The 13365-nt window shown below is 31.5% G+C and carries 13 protein-coding genes and 2 tRNA genes; 3 read left to right on the forward strand and 12 right to left on the reverse strand.

Annotated elements, in window-relative coordinates; translation table 11 throughout:
- Positions 1-38: 38 nt before the first annotated feature.
- A complete protein-coding gene (locus tag OYT91_RS10585) occupies positions 39-596 on the reverse strand; it encodes an RNA polymerase sigma factor (RefSeq protein ID WP_281237933.1) in 558 nt (185 codons plus the stop codon).
- 173 nt (positions 597-769) lie between these two features.
- The gene (locus OYT91_RS10590) at positions 770-1747 is read right to left on the reverse strand and encodes a polyprenyl synthetase family protein (RefSeq protein ID WP_281237934.1); all 978 of its coding nucleotides are present in this window, start codon (positions 1745-1747) and stop codon (positions 770-772) included.
- A 286-nt stretch (positions 1748-2033) separates the two neighbouring features.
- Here OYT91_RS10590 and OYT91_RS10595 point away from each other — a divergent pair, with 286 nt between their 5' ends.
- On the forward strand, positions 2034-2891 hold the full coding sequence (locus tag OYT91_RS10595; RefSeq protein ID WP_281237935.1) for a hypothetical protein: 858 nt from the start codon (positions 2034-2036) through the stop codon (positions 2889-2891).
- A 103-nt stretch (positions 2892-2994) separates the two neighbouring features.
- On the opposite strand, the gene rlmN is transcribed toward OYT91_RS10595, so the two are convergent.
- Positions 2995-4038, reverse strand: coding sequence for a dual-specificity RNA methyltransferase RlmN (gene rlmN / locus OYT91_RS10600; RefSeq protein ID WP_281237936.1), 1044 nt, complete (start codon positions 4036-4038; stop codon positions 2995-2997).
- Positions 4039-4138: 100 nt separating this feature from the next.
- Between rlmN and OYT91_RS10605 the strand changes: the two genes are divergently transcribed.
- Entirely contained in the window at positions 4139-4780 is a 642-nt protein-coding gene (locus OYT91_RS10605; RefSeq protein WP_269221804.1) for an O-methyltransferase, read from the forward strand.
- A 182-nt stretch (positions 4781-4962) separates the two neighbouring features.
- On the opposite strand, the gene OYT91_RS10610 is transcribed toward OYT91_RS10605, so the two are convergent.
- The 7 genes from OYT91_RS10610 to OYT91_RS10640 all read right to left on the reverse strand — a co-directional run bounded on the left by OYT91_RS10610 (position 4963) and on the right by OYT91_RS10640 (position 11533).
- Entirely contained in the window at positions 4963-5538 is a 576-nt protein-coding gene (locus tag OYT91_RS10610; RefSeq protein WP_281237937.1) for a phosphatase PAP2 family protein, read from the reverse strand.
- The gene (locus OYT91_RS10615; protein ID WP_281237938.1) at positions 5538-5936 is read right to left on the reverse strand and encodes a Sec-independent protein translocase subunit TatA/TatB; all 399 of its coding nucleotides are present in this window, start codon (positions 5934-5936) and stop codon (positions 5538-5540) included. Before OYT91_RS10615 ends, OYT91_RS10610 begins: the two co-directional genes overlap by 1 nt.
- Positions 5937-6097: 161 nt before the next feature.
- Complete coding sequence (locus tag OYT91_RS10620) at positions 6098-8341, reverse strand: M1 family metallopeptidase (RefSeq protein WP_281237939.1); 2244 nt, start codon at positions 8339-8341, stop codon at positions 6098-6100.
- 65 nt (positions 8342-8406) lie between these two features.
- A complete protein-coding gene (locus OYT91_RS10625) occupies positions 8407-8907 on the reverse strand; it encodes a DUF6702 family protein (protein WP_269221801.1) in 501 nt (166 codons plus the stop codon).
- Entirely contained in the window at positions 8904-9662 is a 759-nt protein-coding gene (gene bamP, locus OYT91_RS10630) for a BamP family beta-barrel-assembly machinery protein (RefSeq protein WP_269221800.1), read from the reverse strand. Before bamP ends, OYT91_RS10625 begins: the two co-directional genes overlap by 4 nt.
- A 366-nt stretch (positions 9663-10028) precedes the next feature.
- Positions 10029-10745, reverse strand: coding sequence for a hypothetical protein (locus tag OYT91_RS10635; RefSeq protein WP_281237940.1), 717 nt, complete (start codon positions 10743-10745; stop codon positions 10029-10031).
- A 14-nt stretch (positions 10746-10759) separates the two neighbouring features.
- Positions 10760-11533: a carboxypeptidase-like regulatory domain-containing protein gene (locus OYT91_RS10640; protein WP_281237941.1), complete on the reverse strand. Its 774-nt coding sequence runs from the start codon at positions 11531-11533 to the stop codon at positions 10760-10762.
- A 351-nt stretch (positions 11534-11884) separates the two neighbouring features.
- On the opposite strand from OYT91_RS10640, the gene pepE reads away from it, so the two are divergent.
- A complete protein-coding gene (gene pepE / locus OYT91_RS10645; RefSeq protein ID WP_281237942.1) occupies positions 11885-12592 on the forward strand; it encodes a dipeptidase PepE in 708 nt (235 codons plus the stop codon).
- A 122-nt stretch (positions 12593-12714) separates the two neighbouring features.
- Here the strand turns inward: pepE and OYT91_RS10650 are convergent.
- Positions 12715-12790, reverse strand: a tRNA-Gly gene (locus tag OYT91_RS10650).
- Positions 12791-12838: 48 nt separating this feature from the next.
- Positions 12839-12911 (reverse strand) — tRNA-Gly (locus OYT91_RS10655).
- Positions 12912-13365: the final 454 nt, after the last annotated feature.

Genomic DNA, 13365 nt, shown 5'->3' on the forward strand with positions numbered 1-13365 from the left:
ATATTTCTTTATTCAAAAAAATATTCAAATTGTATTACTCAAGAATACTTCTCTTTATTTTTTAGAATAGTAATTTGATTTTTTAAAATTCTTCGGGCATGAGCAAATTGTGATTTAGAAGTACCTTCATTAATAGAAAGCATACTAGCAATTTCTTTATGCTTATATCCTTCAATTGCAAATAAATTAAAAACGATTTTATAACCATCGGGTAAACTATCAATTAAACTTTGAATGTCTTCAATAGAAAACTGAATATTGGTTTCGTTATCTGTTTCTTCAAAACCAACAGAATCATCTAAAAAATGAACTTTTTTTTGAACCCTAATAAAAGAGACACATTCATTAATCATGATTCTTCGAATCCAGCCTTCAAAACTACCTTTCTTTTCGAATTGTTTTAAGTTTACAAAGACTTTCATAAACGCAGTAATCATAACATCTTCGGCCAGTTGTATGTCTTTTATGTATTGTCTGCAAACACTCAACATTTTTGGAGAAAATTTTGAATATAGGCGTTGTTGTGCCTGCCGATTATTTGCGACTGCCAAATCTATAATTTCATTTTCTTCCTGATATAAATTAATTACTTTCAAAATGTTTAAAAAGTGTTTCTATAACTATAGACGAGAATTAATGTAAAAAGGTTGCATGGATTTAAAAAAAAGTTAAAATCAAAAGCATCATTTAATTTTAAAAATAACACAAATCACTATTTGTAAACAATTTAGAAAATAAAAACTATTTTTTAGTAAGACTCAAAGTTTATTTATTTCTTTCTTTCTATTACGTAATTAACCATTAAAATCAAGGCTGATTTATAGTCGGATTCGGGGTAATCATTCAACAGCAGTAATGCTTCCTGTTGAAATTCTATCATTTTATTTTCGGCATAAGTCAATCCGTGATTGTCTTTTACAAAAGTGATAACTTCTTTAACTCTTTTTTTATCTTTATTATGATTTTTTATCGAATTGATCAGCCAACTTTTCTCTTTTGAAGTACAATTATTGAGAACGTGAATAAGAGGCAAAGTCATTTTTTGCTCTTTGATGTCGATTCCAGTTGGTTTCCCAATGGCTTCATCTGAATAATCGAATAAATCATCTTTAATTTGAAAAGCCATTCCGATAAGTTCACCAAATTTACGCATGTTCTCTACTTGAACTGTATCCTCAACAACGGATCTTGCTCCAAGTGCACAACATGCGGCGATAAGGGTAGCCGTTTTTTTTCGAATTATTTCATAATAAATGGCTTCTGTGATATCGAGTCTACGGGCTTTTTCAATTTGGAGTAATTCCCCTTCACTCATTTCCCGAACTGCTACTGAAATAATTTTCAATAAATCAAAATCTTCGTTATCAATAGAAAGCAATAATCCTTTGGATAATAAATAATCACCTACCAAAACAGCAATTTTATTTTTCCAAAGGGCATTGATTGAAAAAAAACCTCTGCGGCGGTTGCTATCATCTACAACGTCATCATGTACTAATGTTGCTGTATGTATCAATTCGATCACACATGCACCTCTGTAAGTTCTTTCATTTACTGAACCTTTTGAAACCATTTTTGCCATTAAAAAAACAAACATAGGTCGCATTTGTTTTCCTTTTCTATTGACTATATAATAAGTAATTCGGTTTAAAAGCGCCACTTTTGAAGACATTGATTCGTAGAACTTTTTTTCAAAAAGTTCCATCTCGTAAACTATTGGCTGCTTTATTTGTGTAGTGATATTCATTTAGATGCCAAATATACTATTTTAAATAAAAATACGTTAATCAATTAATATTAAGTGCACGTTATTTGTCCTGAGGCAATATTTAATTTGCAATGTATAACTGACTTCAAATTCTTTTAAAACATGATTAAAACTTTATAAATATAAAAAATTTTAAAGCCCTAATTAATCATAACAATTCTACTCAATAGATTCTAATAGATCAGCATTTTTTTTAACAGCTGATTTAAACCATTTTGAAATTTACAGATCAAACAAGAATTAACAAACCAAAAAATTTATAATTATGAAAACTAAAAATTTAATTATTGCTTCATTTATGACAATTGCCTTATTTATTAGTTGCGACTCAACTGATAAAACAGCTGATACACCAACCGCTATTTCTACAGAACAAGTTAATGCTGATGCTAAAATTGATGCTTCTATTAATGATGTCTCTAATATTATTGAAGATCAATTTTTGGTAAAACAAAGCGTTACTAGTAAGTCTGGCGAAAAAATTAAAAGTATTTTGCCTGCTTGCGCAACTGTAACTTGGACGCTAACCAATGGGAATTTTACAGGTTCAATTGATTTTAGAACAGTAGGCTGCGCACTTGACAATGGAAATGTATTGAAAGGAAAAATTACCCTAACTTTCTCTGGTAACTTCACAACTCCCGAACAAACGATTACGTATACTTTTGATGAATTTTATCACAACGGTAAAAAACTACAAGGAAGCAAAACCATTACCAGATCACTTAAATCTACTGAACTGTTAGCAACTGCTCATCCCGTATTCACTTGTGCTGTAGACATGACCGTGACATTTGATGATGGTTCTGTTTATACTAGAACCGAGAACAAAGTTAAAGAAATGGTAGAAGGTTATGACACTTTGGGCAATTGGGACGATAATGTTTTCCTTGTTACTGGAAGCGGAACTACTACTATGCCAAATGGCGACAAATTATCCAGCACTATCAAAACACCGTTACGTTATGTTATGGCTTGCAAACAACCGTTCCCAGTTGCAGGAACAGTTTTGAAAGTCAAAAATGATATCGAAACTTTGGTTGATTTTGGAAACGGTGACTGCGACAATCTTGCGACAGTCACTACTGGAGGTGTAACAACTACAATTGAATTAAAAAAATAATATCTAACTAGTAATAAGCTATTTACCAAACTAGAAAAAACCTTAAAAAGCCAGAAATTGCACTTTTAAGGTTTTTTTATTTATATCAACATTATAGCTAGATCTATGCTTCTTTATTGGCCAATTGCCCGCAGGCGGCATCAATATCTTTACCTCGACTTCTTCTTACTTTGACAACAATTCCAATAGCTTCGAGTGCTTTTATATATGCATTTATAGATTCTTCAGAAGCTTGTTGAAACTCACCATCATCAATAGGATTGTATTCGATTAAGTTTACTTTACAAGGTACATATTTACAAAATTTCACTAATGCATCAATCGATGCTTTATCATCATTGATCCCTTTCCAAACCACATATTCATAGGATATTTTGCATTTTGTTTTTCGATACCAATATTCTAAAGATTCTCTTAGATCGGCCAAAGGAAAATTTTCGCTAAACGGCATAATTCGAGAACGAATTTCATCAATAGCAGAGTGTAATGATACTGCTAATTTGAATTTCACATCATCATCGGCTAATTTTTTAATCATTTTAGGAATACCCGAAGTGGAAACCATTATTCGTTTGGGAGACATTCCCAAACCTTCTGGAGAAGTAATCATTTCAATGGCTTTCAAAACATTATTGTAATTCATAAGAGGTTCTCCCATTCCCATAAAAACAATATTAGACAACGGATGATTGTGATACAATCTACTTTCTTTATCGATAGCGATAACTTGGTCGTAAATTTCAGCAGGTTCTAGATTACGCATTCGTTTCAAACGAGCGGTTGCGCAAAAATTACAGTCTAAACTACAGCCTACTTGACTTGAGACACAAGCTGTTGTTCTTGTTTGAGTAGGAATCAACACACTTTCGACAACCAAACCATCATGCAAACGAACTGCATTCTTTACCGTTCCGTCTTCAGAACGTTGCATGGTATCTACTTTGATATGATTGATCACAAAATGTCCTTCTAACATAGCACGAGTATTTTTGGACACATTAGTCATATCTTCAAAATGATGTGCTCCTTTACTCCATAACCATTCATAGACTTGATTTCCTCGAAAGGGTTTATCTCCGTTGGTTACAAAAAAATCTCTCAATTGATCTTTAGATAGGGCTCGTATGTCTTTTTTCTCGATTTGCATGGTGCAAATTTAATGACAATTTGTTGAATTATTTCATCAATTCGCAGAAATGCTCATGTGTTGTTTTGATAATTTGATAACTTTGACAAAAATTAGAAAAATGCATTTTATCTCCCAAGAATTAGAAGATTATATTGAACAACACTCCGAAAAAGAGCCTACATTATTAGCGGCTTTAAACAAAGAAACCTATCAAAAAATATTGTTGCCTAGAATGCTTAGCGGTCATTTTCAAGGAAGGGTTTTGAGTATGTTGTCTAAATTGATTCGACCAGTAAATATTTTGGAAATCGGTACATACACTGGTTATTCCGCATTATGCCTGTGTGAAGGTATGCAAGAGAACGGGCAATTGCACACGATAGACATCAAGGAAGAATTGGTTGATTTTCAGCGCAAGCATTTTGACAAATCGCCTTGGGGTAAACAAATTGTACAGCATTTGGGTGAAGCCGTTGCCATTATTCCTAATTTAGATATAAAATTTGACTTGGTTTTTATTGATGCTGACAAAGAAAATTACCTGAATTATTTTGAAATAATTGTACCAAAAATGAACAAAGGAGGAATTATTTTATCCGATAATGTATTGTGGAGCGGAAAAGTATTAGAGCCTGTTCATCCCAACGATGTAAGCACCAAAGTCCTAATAGAATACAATCAATTACTTAAAAATGACCCCAGAGTAGAAACGGTTTTATTACCTATTCGTGATGGATTGACGGTGAGTAGGGTGATTTAAAACGTGGGATAAAGTCTATAAAGATTAATTGAGATTGATCCTATGAAATTTTAACTAAACATCCTTTATTCCCTGATTGCTTTGCCAATTCACTTCGCTCGTGTGAAGAGATATCCGTATTGTTTTTTTTTAAAGAATAAGATACAGCGGATAGCAGGATTAGCTCCTTAATGTTTATAACCCTAATTATTTTGTGTAACTGGAAAATTCTTTTTGAGTGCCCATTGGTAAGCTTTATACATTGCATATCCGGTTATTAGCCCGCACAAATACCCAGAAAGTATGTCTAAAGGATAATGCAAACCCAAATAAATACGGCTGTAAGCAAAAATTAATGGCCATAGAAAAAGCAGTCCGAAATACTTAAATTGTTTCTTAAAAATAAGATACAAAAAGGTTGATACCGCCATAGTATTTGCAGCGTGCCCAGAGAAAAAACTAAAAGAAGTACGCACTTGAACGACTCTTATAAAAGTATTGATTTCGGGGTTATTACAAGGTCTAATTCTTTGAAAAGTATATTTGAACAGATTGGTTATTTGATCAGTAGCCAAAACCAAAACAGCAACAAAAAGCAATAAATACCCTGTTTGCTTGATTCCTAATTTTTTATATATAAGATAAAACAAAAAGAAAAAAAATGGAATCCAATTGACTTGTTTGGTAATAATTAACCAAAATCCATCATAGGTTTCGGATCCTAAACTGTTTAGATAAATAAATAATTGAGTATCTAGAGCGAGTATTTTTTCTAGCATTACATTTGTCGTTTTACGGGACCAGTTATATCATCTATTAATGGAGTCCCATCTGCATTGACAGTTCCGCTTATAACGCTATCCTTGGTTTTATTAATTTCGGAAGAAAATGTATCTGTAATTCCGTTAAAAGTGTTAGTCGTTTCTCCTAAAAGATTTGATTTGGCTCTATTAATTTCAGCATTAATTCCACCAGTTAAATTATCCAAAGTTTTTTGGTCAAAGCCATTGGCTTCAGCACCTTTTTGAATTTCACTTTTAATATCATTAGTAGCATTTTTAAGTTGAGCCATAGCTTTCCCCATAGTTCTTGCTATTTCTGGAACTTTATCAGAACCAAAAAGCATCAATACAATAAACATGATAAAAACTAATTCTCCTCCTCCTATTCCAAACATAATTTTTGCTTTTTAATCTGACAAAGATATTAAAATTTCAAACTTAGTCTTTTAATTATTTCATAAAAAAAATTGCTAAGATTCTAAGTTTTTCAGACTTCATGTCTTTGTTTAACTTATAAAATCTTAGCAACTTAGAACCTTAGTATCTGTTATTTAAGTTAATCGAATTTTGATTTTGTTTCCACTTTTGGCCAAGCATTGTTGGTTACATCAATATCGGCAGTTTCTAGTTTTGGATCAATTTGAATTTGTTTTATCGCCTTAGTGGTAGCATATACTTTTTTGGCAGTTTCATTGTTTTGTCTCCAAATTTGAGCTGGATATTTATAATTATCTACTGACCCGTCTTCATACGTAATTTGAACAATAATTGGCATTGGCATACCACCTGGTTTATTAAATTCTACTTCGTAAAAGTATTTTGGATTTTTCAAAGTAGTGCGTTCTTCTGCAGTAAGCTTTTGATTTACATATTCAGAAAGAGAACTTACTTCTTCAATTTTAAATGGTTTTTTAGCAGTAGGATTCAATTCAGCATTATCACTTGCAATTAAATATACAAATGGTCCTTTGTCTTGACCAAAACGTCCTTTTCTAACTTTTGCATCTTTCAAAGCTATTGTTGGAGTCTCTGTAACATAGTATTGTTTTACCTCGTTAATTCCTATATCAACAAAGTCAGTTGAATAAAACCAACCTCTAAAAAACCAATCCAAATCGACAGCCGAAGCATCTTCCATTGTTCTGAAAAAATCTTCAGGAGTTGGATGCTTGAATTTCCATCTGTTGGCATACATTTTGAATGCATAATCAAACAACTCACGACCCATTATTGTTTCTCTCAAGATATTAAGTCCTGCTGCTGGTTTCCCATAGGCATTGTTTCCAAATTGAATGATATTTTCAGAATTTGACATAATAGGTTCCAAGAATTTTTGATCACCACTCATATAAGGAACTATATTTTTGGCTGGGCCTCGTCTAGAAGGAAAATTAGTTCCCAACTCCTGTTCGGCCATGTATTCCATAAAAGAGTTTAATCCTTCGTCCATCCATGTCCACTGACGTTCATCAGAATTGACAATCATCGGAAAAAAATTGTGTCCCACTTCATGAACTACAACTCCAATCATTCCATTTTTAATTTGTTCACTAGTCTTTCCGTTTTCGTCTGGACGACCAAAATTCCAACAAATCATAGGATATTCCATTCCTTGATCTTCTGCCGAAACAGAAACTGCTTTTGGATATGGATAATCAAAAGTATGAGAAGAATAACTTTTTAAAGTATGTGCAACTGTCATCGTTGAAGTTTCTCCCCAAAGCGGATTAGCTTCTTTTGGATATACCGATTCTGCCATAACTACTTTTCCGCTCAATTGAACCGCCATCGCATCATAAATAAATTTTCTTGAAGATGCTATTCCGAAATCTCTAACATTTTTGGCACTAAATTTCCAGGTTTTCTTTTGATTGGAAAAACCTTTTTCCGCAGCTTCGGCTTCTGCTTGCGTTACAATAACCACAGGTTTATCAAAGGTTTTTTGAGCCAAAGCATATCTTTTAACTTGTTCTGGCGTAAAAACTTCGCTTCTATTTATTAATTCACCTGTAGCATCAACCACGTGATCTGCGGGTACCGTAACATTTACATCAAAATTTCCAAATGGCAAAGCAAATTCTCCACCACCCCAAAACTGCATGTTTTGCCAACCTTCGACATCATTATAAACAGCCATTCTTGGATAAAATTGAGCAATGACATACAACCTATTACCTTCTTTTTCAAACAATTCATATCCGGAACGACCTCCATCTTGTTGGTAATTATTGATATTGTACCACCATTTTATAGAGAATGAAATACTGGTTCCTGGTTTCATTGGAGTTTCCAAATTGATTCGCATCATCGTTTGATTAATGGTGTAAGACAATGGACTACCTTTTACATCTTTTACATATTCGATATTGAAACCACGTTCTAAACCCGGTTTTAAATACTCATTGGTAAATTTATTAACCGGCAAAACTTGTTCGATTTTTTCGTTTTCAACCAATGGAGACTGCGAATTTTTAGCAGCTTGATTTTGATCCAATTGAATCCACAAATACTCTAAATTATCTGGAGAATTGTTGTAATAGGTAATAGTTTCGGAACCACTCAGTTTCGCGTTTTTATCATCTAGTTCTACATCAATTTTATAATCAGCTTGTTGCTGGTAATAAGCTGGTCCTGGAGCACCCGAAGCAGTACGAAACATATTGGGAGTAGCCAATAAATCATACATTTGGCTAAACTTGTTGGTATCGTATTTACCTTGCTGTTTGACAGCTGGCGTTACTGTTTTTTCTTGTGCCAATAAAATGGTAGGAAGAATAAATAATAAAGAAATGGTTCTCATAAACTAAAATTGGAGTTTTTATAGGCCGTGAAAATACCATTTTTAAACAGAATTGTTAATATTCCTCAATATTTTAACACTTGTTTAGTAGAAGTTTCTGTAAAAAGAAAACTATTTTTCTTTCCGTAAGCATTAATATGCATAATGTTTTGTTGCTCTGAGAAACAATCCAGCAATAAGGAATTAAAAATTTCGACTGAATTAATTTTTGATAAATCTTTACAATTTAAATAGCAAACTAATACATCACCATCCATTTCTTTACTTAAAAAATGTATGGGCTTTGAAAGACCATTCACCTTAATAGTCAATTTTTCAGAAAAATATTTCTTTAAAAGATCAATTGATTCGACTGTTTCCTTATCGTTACCTATACAGACCTTTTTATTGTATTTTTTCTCTAAAGCTTTATTAAGATCGTCAATAAAAATGCGAGAGGTAATTTGAAGCATTTTCTTTTCGGGCACATAATTTATTTGGTAAATAGCCATATAAAATTTGTGAACACCAAAACTGCTCATAAAAAACGTCAATAATACAAGAGAAATTGCTATTCTTTTTTTCATTTTTCTAAAGTAGCAATATTTTTGAATTCCCTGTTTTTAGTAATCAAAAAATCCATTATTTCAAATTGTTGATTGGTTTTGGAAAAAGTTTTAGCTTTTGGATCGTTTTCACAAAACAATAAGAAAAGCCCAATTTCGTCATCTTTTAGTTTTAAATCATCTGTAAAGAAAGAATAATTAACATTCTGCATCGCTAGAGTAGTAAAACTAATCTCTGAAACCAAATCCTCTTTTGTTGGATTGCTTTTTAACAGATTCCTAAAAATCTTATGGTAAACTCGAATTACGTCCATATTATTGGGATCACCTGTACCAGTAGGCATCATTAAAATATTGTCTGGAGAAGATTGTCGGTCATCATAATATTGTTTGTCTACAATTTTTTGAGAATTTGCAAATTCAGGATGTGGTCCATGTTTGGCATAAACAACAACCGATAGTAATTGCGTCGCAACAGCATTCAGTTTTATTCTATAAAATGAAGATGCTATATCAGATTGTGACAGCACCACTTTTTTACTTTTAAAACCTAAACTAGTAAAAACTAAGGTATCATTAACTTTGGCCAATATGCTAAAAAACCCTTTTGTGTCAATAACTGATCCTGTTTTTGCATTTACATTAAAAACCAACCCGTTTTCGATGGCAATAGAATCGTTTACCACTTTTCCATGCACTGTTTTTCGAGTCAATACTTGACCTAAACAAAGTTGACAACTCAATAACAAAACGAAGATCACTACTACATTTTTCATTTACAATCACTTAAAGATTAAACAGGCAATATAAAGCAATTTTCAATTTAAACATTGCCTTTTCACTTATTAAAATTACAACTTTATTTTATTCTTAGCCCTTTGAACAACTGTTATTTTTTTAAAAAAGCAACAAAACAAAGGTTTGTATAAAAAAATTATCTCTTATTTAACTCTTTATTTAATTCTAAAAAACTTTTGAATTCACGATTTTTGTTAACCAAAAAATCCATAACTATAAATTTAGCATTGCTTCTGAAAATCACTTTCCTTTACCATTGGTTTCACAATAAATCAGAAAAAGATCAACAATTTAAGTTGGCCCAAAAACAACTTTATACAATTAAAATTAGTACCCTATAAACATTATTCTTCAATTCTAATTTTATTATAAACAGTTGCTAAATTAGTAATAAGAAACATAGACATTGTTTTGTTTTTAAAGTTTAAAGACTCAACAAATTCAGGATCTTCCACACAATAGTACTGAAATCCTTTGATAAGTTCCTGAGGTATTTTCAAGGTATTTGTATAATATTTATTCCCAAAAAGATATTCCATTTTCTTTAATAAAAGCTCCTTTTTTTCTATCTCAACATTCATTTTAAGAACATCTCTTTCTCCTGAAATAAAATTAAAAAAACCTTGAACGCCACCAGAACCAGAGTACAATCGTCGTTCTTGAGGAGTTAATTTAATTTGTCCTTTTGGAATAATTCCCAAATTTTCAGCAGTAATATTGGCGTATTTATTAATTATTACTTCATCTAATTCGATAGCATTAAAAGTCATATTAACTTCTAATGTACCGGATTCGTATTCAAATTTATAAACATATTTTCGAAGAAGTTTATAATCAATTCCTGAAAAACTTAAAACATCCCCCACTTTTGCCTGAATAGAAAAACAACCATCAGCATCAGAGACAGCTATCATTTTATTAGTAAAATTAAAGACACTGATTCCGGCCAATTTAGTAGAATCGGAAGCAATTATACCCGTAATTACTTTATCTTCTTTAACTTGAGCAATCATAAACTGAAACCCATTAAATAAAAACAATAGTATTAAAATTTTCTTCATATTATTAATTGAAATCATTGAACTTCAGTATCTGTTGCCTTATCTTTATTAAATTTAGTAGCCAATCCAACTATTAAAAACATACACATTGTTTTATTTTTTCCTTTTAAAGATGCTACAAAATCAGGATCCTCAATACAGTAATATTGAAAACCTCTTACATAATCTTTAGAAATTTTTAAAGTTTCCAAATAATATTTATCCTCAAATAGGGTTTGTAATTTGAGCATTAAAAACTCTTTTCTCTCAACAGAAACAGCTTTTTTTAGCATTTTTGTTCTTCCACTAATCGCATTCAAAATTGGGTCAACTGCTAAAGCTCCACCCAATACACCCAACAAGTGTGTCGGCTTAAAATCTCCGGCGGTTTGCAACTTTCTTTCTGCAGGGGTTAATTTTATTTGATTCTCAGGAATTATTCCTAAGTTTTCAGCAGTAATATCAGGACGCGTGTTTATTAAAACTTCGTTTAATTCGATACTTTTTGGAGTTAAATCAACAACTATATTTCCAGTTTTAAATTCTTTAGTATTGATATATTTTCGCAAAGTTTCATAATTAACAGCCGAGAAGCTCAAGATATCTCCTTCATTAACCAAAATCGAAAACGAGCCATTGGAGTCTGAAACCACCATATTTATATTGGAAGTATTTAAGATATTTATACCCTCTAATGGAATCCCATTCGAAGAAACCTGCCCTTTGATCCTTTTAGCTAAAGTTACTTGAGCAGTTACACCAACGGATGCAAGCAAAAACAATAGTGAAAAAGTAAAATTATATTTCACAAGCTATTTATGTTTATAATGAATACTTTTTTTAACAAAACTCTATTTTCTAAAACACAGCAGGCTTGTTTTGTATCATTTTTTTTTAAATAAAAATTAGCTTTCCGCTTATTAAAACAATCATTTTCAAAAAATTCTTGTGACTGTATTTGTAAGCTTAACGAAATAAATAACGGAATTAAAAAAAGTAAAACTTTTGCCATAGTCACAATTATAAAGTGTAAAAGTATCCCAAACCCATCCAAATTAATTATTAATGGTTTGGTAAAAGTTTGTTAATTAAAAAATGATTATTTCATTAAAAAACCAATCGTTTTATACCTTTACTTAAAATTTTACAAAGTAAAAAAAATGAAAAACTGTATCATAGCAAGTACATCCACACTTCACGGCGGAGATTATTTAGAATATATTTTACCCGAATTGCAATTGCATTTTCAAAACTGTAAAACAATACTATTTATTCCATATGCACGACCAAGCGGCATAACCCATGACGAGTACACCTCTAAAGTCGCACAGGCATTCGGTAAAATAAATATAGTAGTGAAAGGAATTCATGAATTTGAAAACCCACAAGAAGCTATTCATAATGCAGAAGGAATTTTTACTGGTGGAGGTAATACCTTTTTACTGGTTACTCAATTGTACAAAAATGAGCTTATGAATATTCTTGCAGATACCGTAAAGGCCGGTACACCTTATTTAGGAACAAGCGCCGGAAGCAACATTTGCGGATTGACCATGCAAACTACAAATGATATGCCAATTATTTATCCACCGAGTTTTCAAACTTTAGGGTTAATCCCATTCAATTTAAATCCACATTATTTAGACCCGGACCATCAATCCCAACACATGGGGGAAACAAGAGAAACGAGAATAAAAGAGTTTCATGCGTTTAATACTTTACCCGTTTTAGGATTACGCGAAGGAAGCTGGCTAGAGGTTAAAGGAGACAAAATCACTTTAAAAGGAAATTTACAAGCTCGCCTTTTTAGGCAAAACCTATTACCCGAAGAACTAGAAACAGGAAGTGATTTGAGTTTTTTAAATTAAAGTATTCAAACTCAAATTAAAAAAATAGACCATTAAGATATCAAGTTATTTAATATCTTAATGGTACATAAAAAAATAATTTTTTGAGTAAAAAAAAACCTCAAATTTTCATTTGAGGTTTTTGGAGCGAAAGACGAGGCTCGAACTCGCGACAACCAGCTTGGAAGGCTGGAGCTCTACCAACTGAGCTACTTTCGCATTAATCATTAAAAATTCCCTTTACAATCAAATAAAATTTGATTTTAGAGCGAAAGACGAGGCTCGAACTCGCGACAACCAGCTTGGAAGGCTGGAGCTCTACCAACTGAGCTACTTTCGCATTATTGAGGTGCAAAGATAAACAATAAAAACAGTTATTTGCAAATTTTTTTTCAAAAATAAACGCAAGAATAACGAAGTATTTTTCAACCATTTTAAAACTAAAAAGTTATGTATTAATTTTTTTTTAATTACCATACAAAATATTCAAAAAACAACCTCTTTAGAAACATTTACTAAAAGGTAAGCTATCATTTGAAAAGTAAAACCAATACTATTATTTCATTTTAAAGAATACAATAGATCCACTAAAATCATATTGACTGTTTCTAAAAAGCATAAATTAACAAGAAATATTTCAGTATACTAAAATAATAATAGCATCTTTGTACTCTAAAAATAATTAAAAATCAGAGAATGGTAGTTTTAGATATAAATAAAACAAGAAAAGCTACTATTGTATTGTGAAAACACCATACAAAACCTCAACTGCTCTTGTTTAATTCACAAATAGC

The organism is Flavobacterium praedii (assembly GCF_026810365.1).
Lineage (GTDB): Bacteria > Bacteroidota > Bacteroidia > Flavobacteriales > Flavobacteriaceae > Flavobacterium > Flavobacterium praedii.